Source organism: Polaromonas sp., assembly GCF_013817205.1.
Taxonomy (GTDB): domain Bacteria; phylum Pseudomonadota; class Gammaproteobacteria; order Burkholderiales; family Burkholderiaceae_C; genus Polaromonas.
In genome coordinates, this window is the sequence record NZ_JACDDD010000006.1 from 18,758 (window position 1) to 36,978 (window position 18,221).

Below are 18,221 nucleotides of genomic sequence, written 5' to 3' on the forward strand. Positions count from 1 at the left end.
TGACCATGCCCGAAGCCGCCACACGGCGCCGCCAGCTGGTGCCGTTTGCGGCGCTGTCGGCCAGCTACTTCGCCCACATCGGGTTTTTCAATCCCTACCTGCCGCTGTGGCTCAAGGAGCTGGGCTTCAGCATCCTGGCGATCAGCCTGCTGACCTCGGTGCAGGCAGCGACACGGCTGTTTGCGCCCTATGGTTGGGGTGCGCTCAGTGACCACACCGGAGAGCGTGTCAAGCTGCTGCGTTACGGCGCGACCGTGGCGTTGATCAGCTCCTGTGGCCTGTGGCTGGACTTCGATTCACGCTTCGGCATCTGGTGGCTGACGGCGGTGCTGCTGGTGATGTTTACCCACACCAGCGCCATGATGCCCATGAGTGAGGCGGCCATGGCGCACCTGATCAGCCAGGGCGGCGCCTTCGATGCGCGGCGCTATGGGCGGGTGCGTCTCTGGGGTTCGCTGGGTTTTCTGGTGACGGTGTTTGCGGCGGGCGCCTGGTTCGAGTGGTTCGGCATGAGGCACTTCCCGGCCTGGACATTTCTGTCGCTGCTGGCGGTGACGGTCAGCGTCTGGTGTCTGCCCAATCTGAAAGAGGCCGTCAACCCGCATGAAGAGAAAGTGCCGGTGCTGCCGATATTGCGCCTGCGCCCAGTGCAATGGTTTTTTGCGGCGGCGTTTTTCCATGTGCTGGCGCATATCGGCATCTATGTGTTTTTCTCGCTGTACCTCGACAGCATTGGCTACAGCAAGGCCATGATCGGCATCTTGTGGGCGGTTTCGGTGGTGGTCGAGATAGGCTGGTTCTACACCCAGGGCCGCTGGCTGCCCAAATTCAGCCTGACCGGCTGGCTGGTGATCTGCGCTGCCGCCACGACCTTGCGCATGGGGCTGACCGCCACCTATGCCGGCGTGCTGGCGGTGCTGGTGTTTGCGCAGATGCTGCATGCGCTGACCTTTGCGACCCACCACACGGTGTGCATCGCCTTGCTGTCGCACCATTTCCCCGGGCGTCTGCGCGGCCGGGGGCAGGCGCTCTACGTGGTGGTGGCTTATGGCATGCCGGGCGTGCTGGGCGGACTCGCGGGTGGGCTGTTGAGTTCGGCTTTTGGCCTGGTCAGCGTGTACTGGGCCTGCACCGTGGTCAGCCTGATGGCCACGGCTTGCGCCTTTGTGGCTTGGCGGCTGCAGCGCAGTCTCGAAGCTGCCGCTTCCTAAAAAATCAAAAGTTTTTAAGCCTTTTAGGCGTGCAGCCCTTTATTGACGGGCACCAGCAGCTACAGAAATAATAGCGAATCGCTCGCGGGCGTGGTGCTTAATCGAGCTTGATCGCCTTTTTTGCAATCAACTCGCCATAGATGGCCGTGTCACTTTTCATTCTCTGCGCCAGTGCGGCAGGGGAGTTGTCTTCAGCTTTCCAGCCCAGAAGAAAAAGCTTTTGCCGCATCTCACGCGAGCCGAGAATTTTGCCGAGTTCGCTGCTCAGGCGCGCCCGATGAGCCGCCGGCATGCCGGAAGGAGCCATGACCGCGTTCCAGACTTCGATGTTGGTGGTTTTTGCACCGATCTCCTGCATCGAGGGCAGATCAGGCGCCAGCGGGCTGCGCCTGGCCGAAGTCACCGCCACCGCGGCGAGCTTGCCTGCTTGTACCAGCGGCATGACGGTTGATCCCGGCAGCAGCGTCATGTGCACTTGTCCGCCCATCATGGCATTGAGGATGGGCGGGCCGCCACTGAAGGGCACATGCAGGGGCTGGAGTCCCAGCTCTTCCTTGACCAGTTCCATCGCCAGGTGGCCGCCCGAGCCGGCACCGATGGAGCCGTAGGCGAGCTTGTCGCCGCTGGCGCGGGCCTGCTTGATGAAGTCCGCCGCTGAACCCGTGACCATCGCTTTGGGAGCGACCCAGACCAGCGGGGCCGCGCCTATGAGGGCGATGGGCGCCAGGTCTTTCAGCGGGTCGTAGGGTAGCTTGGCATAGAGAAATTTGGCGCTGGTCAGCGGGCCGTTGCCGATGACGCCGATGGTGTGGCCGTCTTCAGCCTTGGCCGTGAGATCGGCGCCGATGTTGCCGCCTGCACCGGGCTTGTTTTCCACAATGACGGACTGCCCCAAGGCTTTGGACAGCGGCTCGGCCAGCAGGCGCGCCTGCACGTCGGGTGACGAGCCGGCCGGGTAGCCCACGACGATACGCACCGACTTGCTGGGCCACGCAGCAGGTGCTTGCGCAATGGCTGCCAGTGGCAGCAGCGCAAGGCTCATCAGGGTCAGTCCGGTGCGGGTGATGAAGGCAGGTTTTACGCGGTTGGTCATGGTTTGTCTCCTGGTGTTTTGAATGATTGAAACAGATGCGGGCGTGCCGGTTGGCGCGTGCTCAGGGGGCTGGCCAGCTCGTCCTGTCGGACCTGGCTTTGCAGCTCGAAAAAGGCGGGTACCGACACCGGCGCGGCGACGTGCGCAAGCGTTTGCAGCAGCTCGTGTGTGCGGGCCTGCAGGGCGCCACGTTCCAGGCCCTGCAGCATCACGACGAAGTCTGTGCCGGGGCTGGTGGCCGCGGCTGCATCCGCACGGTTGGCAATCGGAAAACCATCAGAAGCCTCGACAGTTCCCCATTGAGCGCAGACAATGTGGCCCCGATTCACCAGGCCCTCCAGCACAGAAGCAGCCTGCGCGGAGAAGCGTGCGGAATCGCTGCGCAGATGCACGGTGGCCAGCTGAGTTGCGGTCGATTGGCCGCAGCTGCCTGACAGCGTGCAAGGCAGCCGCACAAAGTCGCGCAGCTCGGTGCGCATGCGGGCCGACCAGGGCGTGGGGTGGGTGAACACCTCACGGTACTGCGCGCTGGCCAGGGCCGCGGTGGACGCCAGCCAGTAGCAGGTGAAGTAGCGGGGCGCTTGCCCCGGTGGTCCGTCAGCATCATGCGAGCGGTAGCGCCGCGCTTCGATGAAGCCCGGCAGGCCCACGCGCTCGGGTACGTGCTCCAGCGTGTGCCAGGCGTCGTACTCCGGCAGCAACTGCTTGCTGCTGATGCTGTTCCACAAAGCCAGAAAGGCCTGTGCGCCGGGGTGTGTCATGCAGCGCCTTCAGGCTCGGGCTGCACCAGAACCTTGGTGGCGACCTTGCTGCGTGCCAGCGCAAAGCCTTCGTACGCCTGTGCCAGCGGCAGGCGGTGCGTGATCATGTGGCGCAGGGTTTCCTGGTGGTGGCGCATGAATTCCACCACCTCGGACCAGGCCTGTTCCGGCGCGCGGTAGGAGCCGCGGATTTGCTGGTGCTGGCGAACCAGCGCCGTCAGGTCAATCGGCACCGGCGCCGCGTGGATGCCGGTGATGACCAGAACGCCGTGGGTTTTGAGAGCCCGCAGCGCGGGGCCGATCACGGCGGCAGCGCCGGTGGCTTCGATCACCACATCAAACTTGCCTTCCTCCAGATAAGGCGCCAGACCTTGTTCCATGCCCAGACCCGCAAAATCAACCAGGGTGTTGAAGCCCATTTTTTTCAGCACGGTCAGCCGTGCGGTATCGCCATGGCCGGCCACCACCACCTCGCGCGCACCGGCAGCGCGCGCGAACAGGGCAATACCCTGGCCGATGTTGCCGGGGCCGAGCACTAGCACGCGATCGCCCGCCCGAACACCGCCGGTGCGCACGGCTTCGTGGCTCACGGTCAGCGGCTCGGTGAGGGCGGCCACTTCAGCGTCCACGCCCGCGGGTATGGGCACGCAGTTGCGCGCCGGCACGTTTACCCAGGAAGCAAAGCCGCCGTCGCGCGTGACGCCGATGCCGCGCCGCGTGACGCAGGCGTCGGGCTGGCCCGCCAGGCAGGCTTCGCAACTGCCGCACACCACCGAGGGCCGTACCGCCACCAGCTGCTGCAGCGCCAAGCCGTCAACCCCTTCGCCCAGGGCGGCAACCTCGCCGCTGAACTCGTGGCCCACGGTGACCGGCAGCGCGGCCGCTACAAAGTGGTAGCTGGTTGTCCATTCATCAATGTGAAGGTCGGTGCCGCAGACGCCGGCGGACCGAACCTTCAGCAGAACCTCGCCCGGGCCGGGCGGCGGCGGGCGCGCAATATCCTGGAGCTGCAGGCCGGGGCCTGGTTGAAGTTTGCGAAGGGATTGCATCAGGGGTCACGCCGGTGGAGAAGATGACCGAGTGTCGAATGCTGTGACTCATACGTCAAAGACCGAGTTTGTATTTGAAGCATACTTGAAAACTATGGCAACCAGGTCAAGGAGGGCGAGTCATGGAACTGCGGCATTTGCGTTATTTCGTCGGCGTGGCCGAACAGGGCAGCGTCAGCCGTGCTGCTGAAAAACTGTTCATCGCGCAGCCTGCACTGTCGGCGCAGATCCGCCAGCTGGAAGAGGAACTGGGCGTCAGCCTGTTTGTGCGCTTGCCTCGGGGTGTGCGGCTCACGCAGGCGGGCGAGTCTTTTCTGGCCGACGCGAAGGCGATTCTGTCGCGTGCCCAGCAAGCTACGGTTCGGGCGCGCGAGCGGCAGTCAGGCCAGCGGGCCACCCTTCGCCTGGGGCTGGTTCCTTCCACGACGCATTCCGTGCTGCCGGGACTGCTGCAGCGGGTGCGCGACTCAGGTCTGGCCGCCAACATCGAAGCGCGCGAGATGATCACTTCGCGGCAACTGCTGGCCCTGCACAATGACGAAATCGACCTCGGTTTTGCCCGCCCCGGCGAAGGCAACACGCCGGCGGAAACGGTGGCCGCCATCGACGACCCCTATTGCCTGGTCGTGCCCGAGGGCAACGCCTTGGGCGCAAGCCGCGGGCCGCTCGCGCTGAAGCTGGCCGCTCATGAACACTTCGTGAGTTTTTCGCGTTACCAGGAGGCCGACTACTTTGACCGCACCGCCGCCCTGTGCCTGGAAGCCGGGTTCACGCCCGACATTCGCCACGAAGCGGGCCAGTTCGTCAATGTCATGGCGCTGGTGGCTTGCGGCCTGGGCGTGGCGATTGTGCCGGCATCGTTTGCCACGCTGCCGTTTGGCCGCGTGGTGTTTCGACGTCTTGAAGCCTCACGCTATAAAAGCCAGCTGGTTATTTTGCGGGCGCAGCGTCAAAGCCAGGACGACTGGTCGTCGGAGATGACGCGTTTGGCGGTGGCGGAGCTCAACAGCCTGGCACAACGACTTGTAGCGGGTCTGGAGCCGAGTTTTACAGTAATTTAGGCTCGTGGCCCTTATGGGACGGTCGAGAGCAGCTACTGATTTTATAGCGAATGACTGCCCCGGAATAGCCCGCATTCAAGAGTTGCGGGCAGTCTTGAAGGGGTTGAAACCGGTGATCAATGCCGTCGCGGTCAGCACCAGCACGCAGCCCGGCGCCATGCCCCAGGTGACCGGCTCGCCCAAAAACAGGCCGCCCCAGGCCACACCGAAAAGCGGGATCATGAAGGCGGCCGAGGTGGCTGCGCTGGCCGGAATCTCGCGCATCAGGCGCATGCTGATCCAGTACATCAGGCCCGAGGTGAAGAGGCCCAGCACCGCCACCGAGATCATCGCGCCGGTGCTGAAGGTCGCCGTCGGTACGCTGACGCCGGCCGGCACCAGCAGCAGCGCAACCGCCGCCACATGTACTGCGGCTGAAGCGGGCAGGGCGTCGTGCTCAAGTGTCGCGCGTTTCATCAGGATAGCGCCCACGCCATAGGCAGCGGCGGCGCCGGTGCAGGCCAGTGCGGCCAGCACCACCGGCGTGCTGACGGCCACCGGGCCCAGTTGCACCAGCAGTGCCACACCGGCAAAACCGATGGCGCAGCCCAGCAGGCGGCGGCCGCTGAGCCTTTCCTCACCCGCAGCGGCGGCCGCCAACACGCCGAACAGCGGCGCAGTCGCGTTTAGCACCGCCGAATAACCGGCCGGGATCACCAGCGCGGCCCAATTGAACAGCACAAAGGGCGCGACCACCGTCAGCAGGCTCAATAGCGCCAGCCTCGGCCAGGCGGCGCGCGCCGGCCACTTCTGGCGCAGTACCCGCATCAGCACCGCCAGCACCAGTGCCGCCAGCACGCAACGCAGGCCAGCCAGCAACCAGGGGCCCAGCGCGGGGCTGGCGATGCGCAGCAGCGGAAACGAGCCGCCCCAGAGGGCAGACAGGGCAATCAACTGGATGAAATGACGGGTTTGCATGGGATGCAAGGATTGTGCGCGATCCGGTCAGCGGCTGCTGCCACCTCCACCTGCATGCCGGATAATCCCTTCTCACCCACTGAAAGCCTGAGTCCATGAAAACAATCCTTGTCCTCAATGGTCCCAACCTCAACCTGCTTGGCACACGCGAGCCCGCGGTTTATGGGGCTCAGACGCTCGCTGATGTGGAAGCCCTGTGCGCAAAGGCCTGCGCGGCCCACGGCTTTTCGCTGGACTTCCGCCAGAGCAACCATGAGGGTGTGCTGGTCGACGCCATCCACGAAGCCGGGCGCGCCCAGGCGGACGGCACGCTGGCCGGCGTGGTGTTCAACGCCGGCGCCTACACCCACACCAGCGTGGCGCTGCATGACGCCGTCAAGGGCTCGGGCGTGAGCATGATCGAGCTGCACATCAGCAATGTGCATGCTCGTGAGGCATTTCGCCACCACTCTTATCTCTCGCCGGTCGCCAAGGGCGTGATGGCGGGTTTCGGTGTGCAGGGTTATGCACTGGCCATCGCCGCGCTGGCCGGCATGGGCTGACCGGCGCGGATTTTGCCATGTCCACCTTGCCCAAATACCCGGTGGACGAGCGCGAGGTCGAGTTCAGCGCGATACGCGCACAGGGCGCTGGCGGGCAGAACGTCAACAAGGTGTCCAGCGCGATTCATTTGCGCTTTGACATCATGGCCTCCTCGCTGCCCGAGCAGATTCGCGAACGGCTGATGTGCCTGAGCGACAGCCGGATCACGCAGGAAGGTGTGTTTGTGCTGAAAGCGCAGCAGCACCGCACCCAGGAGATGAACCGCGCAGACGCGCTGGCCCGCTTGCAGGAAGTCATTGATAGCGTGTCGGTGCCGCAAAAGGCACGGCGCGCCACCAAGCCGACCTATGGCTCGAAGCAGCGGCGCCTGGCCGGCAAGAGCCAGCGATCCGAAATCAAGAGTTCGCGCGGAAAAGTCAGCGAATAGGCCGCTTCACCGAAGTTCATGATGTTTTGAGGCTCCAGCCCTCGTGGTACGGGCGTAAGTAGCTATCAAAACAATAGCTATGTTGTGTGCCGATAATTGTGGTTTCGTGACTGGAGCCCATGACATGCCCGACCTTCCTCTTTCGTTTTTGCATCGTCCTGCAGATCCGTCGATTGCCGCGCCCTGGTTGTTGGTGCTGATGCACGGCGTGGGCAGCAACGAAAAAGACCTGTTCGGCCTCGCGCCTTATGTGCCGGAGAACTTTCATGTGCTCAGCCTGCGCGCACCGTACGCCATGGGAGCAGCAGCCTATGGCTGGTTTGCCTTCACCGTCGATGCCCGGGGCGAGCGAACCATCAACGAGGCCCAGGAAGCCGCCAGCCGGGGCGTCGTTGCGGCAACCCTTGCCGCCGCAGCGCAGCACCTGGGCATTCCATCAGAGCGGGTGGTCGCCGGCGGTTTCAGCCAGGGCGGCATCATGGCGCTGTCGCTGCTGCTCACTCAACCGTATTTGATGCACGCCGCCATGGTGATGCACAGCCGCCTGCTGCAACAGGTTGTCGCGCTGGTGGCCCCGGCTGAGGATCTGCAAGGCAAAAAGCTCTGGCTCAGCCATGGCACGCACGACAACGTGATTCCGCTGGCTGCGGCGCATGTGATCCGGGGTTTGGTGAAGAAGTTGCCGCTTGAACTGACTTACGCCGAGTATCCGAGCGCGCACGAGATTGTTCAGGAGGAATTGAGGGCGGCGATGGCGTGGTTGCAGGGGCTGTTTGCAGTCCCCGCGGATTTGATGAAGTGACACTGCCGGCCTTCCTTTTTTATGGAAGACGTGCCCGCTGACGGCTACAACTGCTGGTCCGCAAACGCCCGCATCGGTGGGGCTACTTGGCAGCCTTCGCCTCGGCGATGGACTGTGCCATGATAGCTTTCATTTTTTCCATCATGGGCGCCATGCGTACTTGCATGATGCTCATGGATTTTTCCATGACCACCGGCATCTTCCGGACGAATGCCTCGCCTGCGGGGCTTTGGTAGAAAGCAATCAGGCCGTTTATCTCTTCCTGTGTGAAACTTTCCTGGTAAATCTGGATATAGATGGGGCGCATCCTGGGCCAGTTCATTTCTTCGCGCATGACCTGGATGAACTTGGCAGGCGCCGCGTCCAGAATGCGCATCTGTTGCGCCGAAAGCTTTTCTCCTGGGATGGCCGCCATCATGGACTGGCGCATGGACTGCTCCATGTTCACAAACAGAGTGTCCATGACCGTGTCGGTTTTGGTGACGGCAAGAAGGGTGTGGATCGACGCTTCGCTCGGTGGCGCACAGTGGGCCGCGCAGGAAAAAGTGAAACAAGCGAAAAGAGCGATGATTTGACGCATGAGTGGCTCCGGCAGGCGGTGAAGGTTTGTGCTCGGGCGTGTTGTTGTCCGCGAAAATGCCAACAAGGGCCCTGCCATTCTAGGCGGCACTGCGCCCCTGGCTATCCCCCAAACGGAGGAGAAAGCGCGATGCCAGCGCTTCACCGAGGCGCCACAACAAGCCCGGCACCGACGCCACGAGCAAGGCTGCCCCCGTCACTGTCAGCAGCCCCAGTACCACACTGCGAAAAGTTGCCTCGCTGATGCCGATGTAGAGCCGCGCGCCCAGCAGCGACGGAATCAGCATCGCTGGCGCAACGATGGCGAAGTAGGGCAGGGTGGCGGTGGTGACGACGCCGGTGGCGATGTAGCTGGCAAAGGTGACGGCCAGCAGGGCGAGGTTGAAGTTCTGGATGATGGCGCGCTGGCTGTCCTTGTCCATGCCGCGCAGGGTGCACCAGAGCGTCGGGACGACCCCGGTGAAGCCGCCGAAAGCGCCCGTAAAGCCGCCGCCCGCACCAATGAAGGCGTCGGCAATGCGCCCACCGCGGGTGATGCGCGGCAACTGCGCAGCGAACATCATGGCCGGGCAGGCGACCACCAGCAGGCTGCCCAGCAGGGCCTTGAACATCAGCACGTCCAGTCGGGGCAGCAGCAGCAGGCCCAGCGGCAGGCCCAGCAGGCCACCGAGCACAAAGGGCGCGAGTTTGTGGATATCAAAGCCACGCCGCACGGTGACGGCGGCGATGATCTGACCGGTCAGCGAGTCGAACACCGCCATGGCCGCGGCCAGGCGCGGGTCAATGGTCCAGGCCCAGAAGGACATGGACACCATGCCAAAGGCAAAGCCGGACAGGCCCTGCACAAACCCGGCCACGACGGCGCCCGCGATGATGATCAGCGTTTGTGCATCCATGCGGCAGCCGGCGCCGCGTCAGGCCGTGTACTCGCTGACCGGCACGCAGCTGCAGAACAGATTGCGGTCGCCATAGACGTTGTCGACGCGGCCTACCGGCGGCCAGTACTTGACCTGCCTGAGCGTGGCCAAGGGGAAGGCGCCGGTTTCGCGCGGGTAAGGCCTGTCCCAGTCTGTGCCCAGCAAGCTGGCTGCGGTGTGCGGCGCGTGTTTGAGCGGGTTGTTGTCCTGTGGCCAGACACCTGCCTCGACCTTGCGGATCTCTTCCCGGATGGCAATCATGGCGTTGATGAAGCGGTCCAGCTCGGCCAGGGTTTCGCTCTCGGTGGGCTCCACCATCAGCGTGCCCGGCACTGGAAAGCTCAAGGTCGGCGCGTGAAAGCCGTAGTCCATCAGGCGTTTGGCGACATCCTCAGCCGTGACGCCGCTGGTTTCCTTCAGCGGCCGCAGGTCAAGAATGCATTCGTGCGCGACGTGGCCGTTGGCACTCGCGTAAAGCGTCGGGTAGTGGTCCTTGAGCCGCGCGCTGATGTAGTTGGCGCTGAGAATGGCGACCTCTGTCGCCTGCTGCAGGCCTTCCGGGCCCATCATGCGGCAATACATCCAGCTGATCGGCAGCACGGCGGCATTGCCCAGTGGCGCAGCTGATATGGCCCCCACGCTTTTCACTTCGTGTAATTCGCTGCCCCCCGAGGGGGCTGTTTTTCCTTGGGGCGCCCCGGCGGAAAAACTGGCCCCTCCGCCTGGATAACCGGCCGTGGCATGGCCGGGGAGGTAGGGCACCAGGTCGGCCACCACACACACGGGGCCGACACCGGGACCGCCACCGCCGTGCGGAATGCAGAAGGTCTTGTGCAGATTCAGGTGGCTCACGTCGCCGCCAAATTCGCCGGGCGCGGCCACACCCACCAGCGCGTTCATGTTGGCGCCATCCACATAGACACGGCCACCATGGCTGTGGACGAGGGCGCAGAGCTCCTTGACCTGCGTCTCGAACACGCCGTGGGTGCTGGGGTAGGTGATCATCATGCAGGCCAGTTTGTCGCTGTGTTGCTCACACTTGGCTTTCAGGTCGGCCATGTCGACATTGCCCTGTGCGTCACAGGCAGTGACAACGACGGTCATCCCCACCATCTGCGCGCTGGCCGGATTGGTGCCGTGGGCCGACGAGGGAATCAGGCAAATGTTGCGGTGGCCCTGGCCTTGCGCCTCATGGAAGGCCTTGATCACCAGCAGGCCGGCGTATTCGCCCTGTGAGCCGGCATTGGGCTGCAGGCTGATGCCCGCGTAACCGGTGGCCTGGCACAGCCAGTCACGCAACTGTTTGTCGAGCTCGGCGTAGCCCTGCAACTGGTCCTGCGGTGCAAACGGGTGGATGTTGGCAAACTCTGGCCACGTGATGGGGATCATCTCGCTCGTGGCGTTGAGCTTCATGGTGCAACTGCCGAGCGGGATCATGCTGCGGTCCAGCGCCAGATCCTTGTCGCTCAGCATGCGGATGTAGCGCAGCATGCCGGTCTCGGAGTGGTGGGTGTTGAACACCGGGTGCGTCAGGAAGTCGCTGCCGCGGCGCAGGTCTTCGGGGATCAGGGAGGCCAAGCCTTTTTCAAAAGCGCTGACCACCGGTACGGTCTGGCCGGGCTGCGCAAAGAAGGACCAGAGCAACTCGATGTCCTTGCGGCTGGTGGTTTCGTCCAGCGACACGCCCAGGTGATTGTTCAGGCGAAAACGCAGGTTCGCCCCCGCCTGGCGTGCGCGTCCAGCTATCAAATTGGTAGCGTCACCGGTCTTGATGGTGACCGAATCGAAAGCGCCACTGTTGGTGATCTCATAGCCCAGCGTCTTCAGGCCCTGCACAAAGACGGCGGTGTAAGTCGCCACGCGCTCGGCAATGCGCTTCAGGCCTTGCGGGCCGTGGTAAACCGCGTACATGCTGGCAATCACCGCCGGCAGTACCTGCGCGGTACAGATGTTGGACGTGGCTTTTTCGCGGCGTATGTGCTGCTCGCGCGTCTGCAGCGCAAGGCGGTAGGTCGGCTGGCCGTGGCTGTCGATGCTGACGCCGACCAGGCGCCCGGGCAGCGAGCGCTTGAACGCGTCGCGGCAGGCCAGGTAGGCCGCGTGCGGGCCGCCATTGCCCATGGGCATGCCGAAACGCTGGGTGCTGCCGAGCACGATGTCGGCGTCCCACTCGCCCGGCGGCGTAAGCAGGGTCAGCGCCAGCAGGTCGGCGGCCACACACAGCGCGGCGCCGTCCACATGCGCCTGGCCGGCCAGTGGCCGCAAGTCATGGATGCTGCCAGTGGTGGCGGGGTACTGCGCCAGCACGCCGAAGTAGTCGCCCCCGGACATCAGCATGGGCAGCGTGGTTGATGCGGTGCTGAGCCTGACCTCAATGCCCAGTGGTTTGGCGCGCGTCTGGATCACCTCGATGGTTTGCGGGTGGCAGTCACCAGCGACCAGGAAGACATTGCTTTTGCTTTTGACGCTGCGTTTGGCCAGGGTCATGGCTTCAGCAGCGGCCGTGGCCTCGTCGAGCATGGAGGCGTTGGCTACAGGCATGCCGGTGAGGTCGCAGACCATGGTCTGGAAGTTGATCAGCGCCTCCAGGCGGCCCTGCGAGATCTCGGCCTGGTAAGGCGTATAGGCGGTGTACCAAGCCGGGTTCTCGAGGATATTGCGCAGGATCACACCGGGCGTCAGGGTGCCGTAGTAGCCCTGGCCGATGAAACTCTTGAAGACCTGGTTTTTGGCCGCCATGGCCTTGAGCTGTTTCAGGGCGGCAGCTTCGCTGACCGGTGGGGGGATGGCCATGGCGCTGCTGCGCGCGATGGACCGCGGAACAATGCCGGCTATCAGCGCACGGCGTGAGTCCGAGCCGACAACGCGCAGCATGTGGGCTTCGTCCGTGGCATCAATGCCGATGTGGCGGGCAATGAATTCGGCAGGGTTTTCAAGCTCGCCGAGCGGCTTGGCGGTGGACATCAACATGACGAGGGACTTTCTAATGCCGTTCGCCATGAGCTTGTCGAAGGGTGCCATTAAAGAGGCAAGCTTCGACAGGCGCAGCCCGAACGGGGTGGAGAGGTGGTTTATGCGTTGGCGGCAAAGCTGGTGTAGGCAGCTTCATCCAGCAGCGAATCAAGCTGCGACTTGTCAGCCAGCTTGACCTTGAAGAACCAGCCGGCGCCAAGCGGGTCGCTATTGGCGAGTGAGGGGTCGTCCCGCAGGGCTTCGTTGACTTCAGTCACCTCGCCGCTGATCGGCATGAAGACGTCGGCGGCGGCCTTGACCGACTCGACCACGCCAGCCACCTCTTTCTGCGCAAAGCTGCTGCCGACCGAGGGCAGGTCCACAAACACCACATCACCGAGCGCATCCTGGGCGTGGGTGGTGATGCCGACGGTGGCAACGTCGCCGTCGAGCTTGATCCATTCGTGGTCTTCGGTGTACTTGAGCATGGTCTTCTCCATTGAGTAAAAGTTGAAAGATGAAAATTTCAGCCGCGGAAGTAACGGGCGGGCACAAAAGGCATGGCCCTGACTTCCATGGGCACCGGCTTGCCGCGCACCATGGCATTGACCCGCGTACCGATGACTGCGAAGGCCGGCTCGACATAGGCCATGGCTACGGGTGTGTCTATCGTCGGCCCGAGCAGGCCGCTGGTGACTTCGCCGATGCAGCGACCTTCGGCATTGTGCAGTTCGGTGTGTTCACGCACAGGCACGCGCTCGAGTGCGATCAGGCCCACGCGCTTGCGGGCCAGGCTGGCGGGAGTGTCAAGCTGTGCCAGCACCTTCTCAGCGCCCGGGAAGCCGCCCGCACGTTCGCCGCCGGTGCGGCGCACCTTCTGGATCGCCCAGTTCAGGCTGGCCTCGACAGGCGTGGTGCTGGTGTCGAGGTCGTTTCCGTAAAGGCACAGGCCCGCTTCCAGCCGCAGCGAGTTGCGCGCACCCAAGCCAATCGGTTTGACTTCAGGCTGGGCCAGCAAGGCGCGGGCCAGGGTATCGGCCTGGTCGGACGGCACGGAAATTTCAAAGCCGTCTTCTCCGGTGTAACCGCTGCGTGTGAGGAAGCAGTCGCAGCCGGCCACGGTAAAACGCCCGCCGGTCATGAACACCAGTTGTTCAACGCCAGGGGCCAGGCGCGCCAGCGCAGTGACCGCCTGCGGCCCCTGCAGAGCCAGCAGCGCCATGTCGGGCATGGGAATGACCTCGCATCGGCTGCCGATTTTTTGCTGGATGTGCGCGATGTCACCTACCTTGCAGGCGCCATTCACGATAACGAAGATATTGCCCCCACGCTTGCTCACTGCGTGTGGCTCGCTGCCTCCCGAGGGGGCGCTCGCGTCTTGGGGCGGCCCGGCGACGCTTCGGTCCTCCCCGAGATTAAAAAACATCAAGTCGTCGATGGTGCCGCCTTCGTCATTGAGCAGCAGGCCGTAGCGCTGCTTGCCGACGGCCAGGCCGATGACATCCACAGGGATCAGGCTCTCAAGCGCGGCGGCGGCATCGGGCCCCACCAGGCGCAACTGGCCCATGTGCGAGACGTCAAAGAGCCCGGCGGCGCTGCGGGTGTGATGATGTTCGGCCATCAGGCCGGCCGGGTACTGAACCGGCATCGAATAGCCCGCAAACGGGACCATGCGGGCGCCCAGTTCCAGGTGCAAGGCATTCAGAGGTGTTTTTGACAGCGGGGTATCGGTGGCGGACACAGGCGTTCTCCGGGGGCAAATAGACAACATGGCCATCAAACCATGGGCTGCCCCTGCTGTCCGGTTTACCTGAGAGATTCACCCGGCGATGCGGGCTTGCTCCTTCGGTGGACGGCCTGCGAGGCCGCCTCTCTCCAGTAGGGAACGCCCACCGCACGGGTGCCAGAGGGCGGTTGCCAGTCCTTTTGCCTGAGCGTTCAAAGCACCATTGGGGGTGACTCATGCGCCTTCGGCGGTTTTCACGCGAAAAACTCTCTCCTGACGCGGCAAGTGTAGCTGAAGGCCCGCCTCAGTCCGCCTGCTCATCAGGCAGCAGCATGGCGATGCGCTCGCTGATGGAGTCGGCCCGTTCGTGGCCCGTGATCTTCTCGATTTCCTCGATCATGCGGCGCGATGCGTCAAGCATGGCGTCGCGGTCCCGGGCGTCGCGCAAAGCATCGCGAAAGGTTGCGGCCAGTTCGGGATGCTTCCTGGAAAACATGCGTTCGCAGATATCAAAGAGGAACATGCGTGTAGTGGCCAGCGACCGCTTGCCATCAAACTGGTCCGCTGATACCCGGGCGGGCGCTGGTGGAACCGGATGGTTTCGGGAAAGCGGCAGGCTGCCAGGCATCGCGCGCTGCGGTTTTTCTGCCACTGGCTCCGGGGGGCGAGCATCCTCTGCCGCCTTGCCGGACTGGACCTGCAGAAAGCCTTCGCGCAACATGCGCAGGGCGATTTCCTCGCCGTCACCGTTAAATAGCGGCCGGAAGTCCATCACGGACTTGTTGCCATCGGCCAGCAAAAGCAGCGTGCGCTCGCGCTGGCTCAGCGTGCGGTTTCCTGATTTGAGCTCGGCCCGGGCGCGATCTGTCTTGTGGAGCTGCATGGGTCGTCCTGAACGGTGAGGCCCCCATCATGCATACACAATATGACACCTGTGTGAAGCGTGGTCGCGTAGGTGGTACGCACCCGGCCGTCTGCCATCGGGTCAGCCGGCCCAAGGGCACCGGGTCTGGCATGGCCTGGTGCTGAGGCGCGGCGGTGTGGTGCGCGCCGCTGGGGCCTTACATGCCGCTGTAGTTGGGCCCGCCACCGCCTTCGGGCGTAACCCAGACGATGTTTTGCGTCGGGTCCTTGATGTCGCAGGTCTTGCAGTGAACGCAGTTCTGCGCGTTGATCTGCAGGCGGTCGCTGTTGTCCGGATTTTTGACAAACTCATACACGCCGGCAGGGCAGTAACGCGACTCGGGGCCGGCGTAAGTGGCCAGGTTGATCTGGACCGGCACGCTGGCGTCTTTTAGGGTCAGATGGGCGGGCTGGTGTTCTTCATGGTTGGTGTTGGAGACAAACACCGAACTGAGGCGGTCGAAGGTGATCTTGTTGTCGGGCTTGGGATAAACAATCTGCGGGCACTCCGACGCCGGCTTGAGCTTGGCGTGGTCGGGCACCTTGTTGTGGATGGTCCAGGGCGGCGCCTTGAAACCGAGTTTGGGCAGCAGCCACAGTTCGATGCCGTTCATGATGGACGACAGGTACAGGCCTTTCTTCATCCATTGCTTGGTGTTGCGCGACGCATCCAGTTCTTCAAACAGCCAGCTCTTCGCGAAAGCTTCAGGGTAGGCGGTGAGCTCATCATGCTGGCGCCCACCTGTCACCGCTGCGTACGCCGCTTCCGCTGCGAGCATACCGGTCTTCATGGCTGCGTGGCTGCCTTTGATGCGCGCAAAGTTGAGGAAACCCGCTTCGCAGCCCACCAGCGCTCCGCCGGGGAACACGGTTTTGGGCAAGCTCATCAAGCCGCCGCAGGTGATGGCGCGTGCGCCGTAGCTGATGCGTTTGCCGCCTTCAAGGTATTGGCGAATAGCAGGGTGGGTTTTCCAGCGCTGCATTTCTTCAAACGGGCTGAGCCATGGGTTGCTGTATTCAAGCCCGGTGATAAAACCCAGCGTGACCTTGTTGCCCTCAAGGTGGTAAAGAAAGCCGCCGCCGTAGGTCTGGTTGTCCATGGGCCAGCCGAGTGAGTGCACCACGTGGCCGGGTTTGGCTTTGGCCGGGTCAATCTCCCACAATTCTTTGATGCCAAGCGCATAGGTTTGCGGGTCTTTGCCGGCGTCGAGCTGAAACTTTGAGATCAGTTGCCGGCCCAGGTGCCCGCGTGAGCCTTCGGCAAAAATTGTGTACTTGCCATGCAGTTCCATACCTAGCTGAAAACTGTCGCCGGGCTGGCCGTCCTTGCCGATACCGAGGTTGCCGGTGGCCACACCTTTGACCGAGCCGTCCTCGTTGTACAGAACCTCGGCCGCGGAGAAGCCGGGAAAAATTTCAACGCCCAGAGCTTCGGCCTGCTGGCCCAGCCAGCGCACCACGTTGCCCAGACTGATGACGTAATTGCCTTCGTTATGCAGCGATTTGGGAATCAGGAATTGCGGCGTGCCGAGCTTGCCGGTTTGGCTGAGAAACAGCATCGCGTCGCCGGTGACGGGCTGGTTCAATGGTGCGCCGAGTTCTTTCCAGTTGGGAAACAACTCGTTCAGTGCGCGCGGGTCCATCAGCGCACCACTCAAAATATGGGCGCCAGGCTCCGAGCCTTTTTCCAGCACCACCACTGACAGCTCCGTGCCTTTTTCGGCGGCAAGTTGCTTCAGGCGGATGGCGGTCGCCAAGCCGCCGGGGCCGCCGCCGACCACGACCACGTCATATTCCATGGCTTCACGGGGACCGAATTGGGCGAGGATTTCTTGGTGGGTCATGGGGGGGCTCGCTGATAATGAATTGCGTAAGGTTTCGTTCGGGTTCACAGGTATAGCAACTGATTTTATTCTGCTAACGTCAGCCGCAGGTAAGACGCTAATCTCTAATCAACAGGAGTTTGCCATGGCTTACAGCATGGATTTGTCGGGAAGGGTTGCCCTGGTGACAGGGGCCTCGGGAGGGCTGGGCGCGCAGTTTGCCAAAACCCTGAGCCGTGCTGGCGCGGCCGTGGTGCTCGCCAGCCGGCGCATGGACAAGCTAAAGGAGCTTCGGGCGCAGATCGAGGCCGAAGGCGGTGATGCGCACGTGGTGATGCTGGATGTGACGGACACGGCCAGCATCAAATCAGCTGTGGCGCATGCCGAGACCGAGGTGGGCCCCATCGACATCCTGGTCAACAATTCTGGCGTCAGCACCACGCAGCGCATCCAGGATGTGGGGGAGGAAGACTACGATTTCATCTTCAACACCAATGTCAAGGGCGCTTTTTTTGTTGCGCAGGAAGTGGGCAAGCGCATGCTGGCGCGTGCGCGTGGCACCGCGCCCGGTGCTTTCTCGGGTGGCCGCATCGTCAACATTGCCTCCATGGCGGGCTTGCGCGTCTTGCCGCAGATTGGCGTGTACTGCATGAGCAAGGCGGCGGTGGTGCAAATGACCAAGGCCATGGCGCTGGAGTGGGGCAAGTTCGGCATCAACGTCAATGCCATCTGCCCCGGCTACATCGACACCGAGATCAACCACCACCATTGGGAAACGGAGCAGGGCAAAAAGCTGGTGCAAATGCTCCCGCGCAAGCGCATCGGCAAGCCTGAAGACCTCGACGCACTGCTGGTGATGCTGGCCAGTGGACAAAGCCATTTTGTCAACGGCGCGGTGATTGCCGCCGATGATGGTTTCGGTATCTGACCCATGAAAATAGAGATTCCCGAGAGCAAGAAGCTGGTCTTCGAGATGCGCCTGCCGATCCGCTGGGGCGACATGGATGCGATGGGCCATGTCAATAACGCCAGCTATTTCCGTTATCTGGAAACAGTGCGCATCGACTGGATGTATTCCATCGGCTGCGTGCCAGACCCGAAAGGCGAGGGCCCGGTCATCGTCAATGCCTTCTGCAATTTCTACAAACAACTGCAGTACCCAGGCGATGTGCTGGTCAAGATGTACGCCAGCGACCCGGGCCGCACAACGTTCGAAACCTGGGGCACGATGGAGCGCTCCGACCAGCCCGGTGTGATTTGCGCCGCTGGCGGCGCCACCACCATCTGGATAGACTTCCCGAGCCAGAAGGCCAAAACATTGCCTGCTTGGCTGCGTTCTCTCGTCACTTGAAGCGAAATCGGCACTCCGCCCTTCATTTACGGCAATAGTTTGCTATAAAAAGAGTAGCAAAAGAAC

18 protein-coding genes and 2 riboswitches are annotated in these 18,221 nt (G+C 63.0%); of the genes, 7 read left to right on the forward strand and 11 right to left on the reverse strand.

All coding sequences use genetic code 11. The features are described from left to right. The first annotated feature begins 5 nt into the window (after positions 1-5). The gene (locus H0W47_RS02485) at positions 6-1,211 is read left to right on the forward strand and encodes an MFS transporter (RefSeq protein ID WP_296920221.1); all 1,206 of its coding nucleotides are present in this window, start codon (positions 6-8) and stop codon (positions 1,209-1,211) included. A 97-nt stretch (positions 1,212-1,308) separates the two neighbouring features. Here H0W47_RS02485 and H0W47_RS02490 read toward each other — a convergent pair whose 3' ends face one another. The 3 genes from H0W47_RS02490 to H0W47_RS02500 are packed head-to-tail and all read right to left on the reverse strand — an operon-like array spanning position 1,309 to position 4,114. After that, the gene (locus H0W47_RS02490; protein ID WP_296920223.1) at positions 1,309-2,304 is read right to left on the reverse strand and encodes a tripartite tricarboxylate transporter substrate binding protein; all 996 of its coding nucleotides are present in this window, start codon (positions 2,302-2,304) and stop codon (positions 1,309-1,311) included. Beyond that, positions 2,301-3,065 (reverse strand): DUF4286 family protein, encoded by a 765-nt coding sequence (locus H0W47_RS02495; protein WP_296920226.1) that lies wholly within the window; start codon positions 3,063-3,065, stop codon positions 2,301-2,303. The genes H0W47_RS02490 and H0W47_RS02495 overlap by 4 nt, the downstream gene beginning before the upstream one ends. After that, the gene (locus tag H0W47_RS02500; RefSeq protein ID WP_296920229.1) at positions 3,062-4,114 is read right to left on the reverse strand and encodes an alcohol dehydrogenase catalytic domain-containing protein; all 1,053 of its coding nucleotides are present in this window, start codon (positions 4,112-4,114) and stop codon (positions 3,062-3,064) included. The genes H0W47_RS02495 and H0W47_RS02500 overlap by 4 nt, the downstream gene beginning before the upstream one ends. Before the next feature lie 122 nt (positions 4,115-4,236). Between H0W47_RS02500 and H0W47_RS02505 the strand changes: the two genes are divergently transcribed. Beyond that, positions 4,237-5,175 carry a LysR substrate-binding domain-containing protein gene (locus tag H0W47_RS02505; protein ID WP_296920232.1) on the forward strand — a complete coding sequence of 313 codons (939 nt, stop codon included), beginning with the start codon at positions 4,237-4,239 and terminating at the stop codon, positions 5,173-5,175. Between the two features lie 75 nt (positions 5,176-5,250). On the opposite strand, the gene H0W47_RS02510 is transcribed toward H0W47_RS02505, so the two are convergent. Further along, the gene (locus H0W47_RS02510; RefSeq protein ID WP_296920236.1) at positions 5,251-6,132 is read right to left on the reverse strand and encodes a DMT family transporter; all 882 of its coding nucleotides are present in this window, start codon (positions 6,130-6,132) and stop codon (positions 5,251-5,253) included. Positions 6,133-6,227: 95 nt separating this feature from the next. Between H0W47_RS02510 and aroQ the strand changes: the two genes are divergently transcribed. The 3 genes from aroQ (at position 6,228) to H0W47_RS02525 (ending at position 7,904) form a co-directional block, all read left to right on the forward strand. After that, on the forward strand, positions 6,228-6,674 hold the full coding sequence (aroQ, locus tag H0W47_RS02515) for a type II 3-dehydroquinate dehydratase (RefSeq protein WP_296920240.1): 447 nt from the start codon (positions 6,228-6,230) through the stop codon (positions 6,672-6,674). A 17-nt stretch (positions 6,675-6,691) separates the two neighbouring features. After that, entirely contained in the window at positions 6,692-7,102 is a 411-nt protein-coding gene (gene arfB / locus H0W47_RS02520) for an alternative ribosome rescue aminoacyl-tRNA hydrolase ArfB (RefSeq protein WP_296920243.1), read from the forward strand. Positions 7,103-7,226: 124 nt separating this feature from the next. Beyond that, positions 7,227-7,904, forward strand: a complete 678-nt coding sequence (locus H0W47_RS02525; protein ID WP_296920246.1) for a phospholipase — start codon at positions 7,227-7,229, stop codon at positions 7,902-7,904. An 82-nt stretch (positions 7,905-7,986) separates the two neighbouring features. Here H0W47_RS02525 and H0W47_RS02530 read toward each other — a convergent pair whose 3' ends face one another. The 7 genes from H0W47_RS02530 to H0W47_RS02560 form a co-directional block, all read right to left on the reverse strand. Next, positions 7,987-8,550 (reverse strand): DUF2059 domain-containing protein, encoded by a 564-nt coding sequence (locus tag H0W47_RS02530; RefSeq protein WP_296920249.1) that lies wholly within the window; start codon positions 8,548-8,550, stop codon positions 7,987-7,989. Between the two features lie 13 nt (positions 8,551-8,563). Further along, positions 8,564-9,379 (reverse strand): sulfite exporter TauE/SafE family protein, encoded by an 816-nt coding sequence (locus H0W47_RS02535; RefSeq protein WP_296920252.1) that lies wholly within the window; start codon positions 9,377-9,379, stop codon positions 8,564-8,566. An 18-nt stretch (positions 9,380-9,397) separates the two neighbouring features. After that, positions 9,398-12,370, reverse strand: a complete 2,973-nt coding sequence (gcvP, locus tag H0W47_RS02540; RefSeq protein ID WP_296920254.1) for an aminomethyl-transferring glycine dehydrogenase — start codon at positions 12,368-12,370, stop codon at positions 9,398-9,400. A 101-nt stretch (positions 12,371-12,471) separates the two neighbouring features. Further along, a complete protein-coding gene (gene gcvH, locus H0W47_RS02545; protein WP_296920257.1) occupies positions 12,472-12,840 on the reverse strand; it encodes a glycine cleavage system protein GcvH in 369 nt (122 codons plus the stop codon). A 38-nt stretch (positions 12,841-12,878) separates the two neighbouring features. Further along, entirely contained in the window at positions 12,879-14,123 is a 1,245-nt protein-coding gene (gcvT, locus tag H0W47_RS02550) for a glycine cleavage system aminomethyltransferase GcvT (protein WP_296920394.1), read from the reverse strand. Between the two features lie 16 nt (positions 14,124-14,139). Beyond that, positions 14,140-14,241, reverse strand: a riboswitch (glycine riboswitch). Between the two features lie 27 nt (positions 14,242-14,268). Continuing rightward, a riboswitch (glycine riboswitch) is annotated at positions 14,269-14,356 on the reverse strand. A 26-nt stretch (positions 14,357-14,382) separates the two neighbouring features. Beyond that, positions 14,383-14,961: a hypothetical protein gene (locus tag H0W47_RS02555; RefSeq protein WP_296920260.1), complete on the reverse strand. Its 579-nt coding sequence runs from the start codon at positions 14,959-14,961 to the stop codon at positions 14,383-14,385. 178 nt (positions 14,962-15,139) lie between these two features. Further along, positions 15,140-16,825 (reverse strand): electron transfer flavoprotein-ubiquinone oxidoreductase, encoded by a 1,686-nt coding sequence (locus tag H0W47_RS02560; RefSeq protein ID WP_296920262.1) that lies wholly within the window; start codon positions 16,823-16,825, stop codon positions 15,140-15,142. A gap of 124 nt (positions 16,826-16,949) precedes the next feature. Here H0W47_RS02560 and H0W47_RS02565 point away from each other — a divergent pair, with 124 nt between their 5' ends. Beyond that, on the forward strand, positions 16,950-17,732 hold the full coding sequence (locus H0W47_RS02565) for an SDR family oxidoreductase (RefSeq protein WP_296920265.1): 783 nt from the start codon (positions 16,950-16,952) through the stop codon (positions 17,730-17,732). Between the two features lie 3 nt (positions 17,733-17,735). Next, complete coding sequence (locus H0W47_RS02570; protein WP_296920267.1) at positions 17,736-18,155, forward strand: thioesterase family protein; 420 nt, start codon at positions 17,736-17,738, stop codon at positions 18,153-18,155. Positions 18,156-18,221 lie beyond the last annotated feature (66 nt).

Bases quoted from the DNA above. Each gene is read 5' to 3' on its own strand.
- H0W47_RS02505 (WP_296920232.1), top strand. From the start codon at position 4,237: ATGGAACTGCGGCATTTGCGTTATTTCGTCGGCGTGGCCGAACAGGGC.
- H0W47_RS02560 (WP_296920262.1), bottom strand. From the start codon at position 16,825: ATGACCCACCAAGAAATCCTCGCCCAATTCGGTCCCCGTGAAGCCATG.
- H0W47_RS02490 (WP_296920223.1), bottom strand. From the start codon at position 2,304: ATGACCAACCGCGTAAAACCTGCCTTCATCACCCGCACCGGACTGACC.
- aroQ (WP_296920240.1), top strand. From the start codon at position 6,228: ATGAAAACAATCCTTGTCCTCAATGGTCCCAACCTCAACCTGCTTGGC.
- gcvT (WP_296920394.1), bottom strand. From the start codon at position 14,123: ATGTTGTCTATTTGCCCCCGGAGAACGCCTGTGTCCGCCACCGATACC.
- H0W47_RS02500 (WP_296920229.1), bottom strand. From the start codon at position 4,114: ATGCAATCCCTTCGCAAACTTCAACCAGGCCCCGGCCTGCAGCTCCAG.
- H0W47_RS02535 (WP_296920252.1), bottom strand. From the start codon at position 9,379: ATGGATGCACAAACGCTGATCATCATCGCGGGCGCCGTCGTGGCCGGG.
- H0W47_RS02485 (WP_296920221.1), top strand. From the start codon at position 6: ATGCCCGAAGCCGCCACACGGCGCCGCCAGCTGGTGCCGTTTGCGGCG.
- H0W47_RS02495 (WP_296920226.1), bottom strand. From the start codon at position 3,065: ATGACACACCCCGGCGCACAGGCCTTTCTGGCTTTGTGGAACAGCATC.
- arfB (WP_296920243.1), top strand. From the start codon at position 6,692: ATGTCCACCTTGCCCAAATACCCGGTGGACGAGCGCGAGGTCGAGTTC.
- H0W47_RS02510 (WP_296920236.1), bottom strand. From the start codon at position 6,132: ATGCAAACCCGTCATTTCATCCAGTTGATTGCCCTGTCTGCCCTCTGG.
- H0W47_RS02555 (WP_296920260.1), bottom strand. From the start codon at position 14,961: ATGCAGCTCCACAAGACAGATCGCGCCCGGGCCGAGCTCAAATCAGGA.
- gcvH (WP_296920257.1), bottom strand. From the start codon at position 12,840: ATGCTCAAGTACACCGAAGACCACGAATGGATCAAGCTCGACGGCGAC.
- H0W47_RS02565 (WP_296920265.1), top strand. From the start codon at position 16,950: ATGGCTTACAGCATGGATTTGTCGGGAAGGGTTGCCCTGGTGACAGGG.
- H0W47_RS02525 (WP_296920246.1), top strand. From the start codon at position 7,227: ATGCCCGACCTTCCTCTTTCGTTTTTGCATCGTCCTGCAGATCCGTCG.
- H0W47_RS02570 (WP_296920267.1), top strand. From the start codon at position 17,736: ATGAAAATAGAGATTCCCGAGAGCAAGAAGCTGGTCTTCGAGATGCGC.
- gcvP (WP_296920254.1), bottom strand. From the start codon at position 12,370: ATGTTGATGTCCACCGCCAAGCCGCTCGGCGAGCTTGAAAACCCTGCC.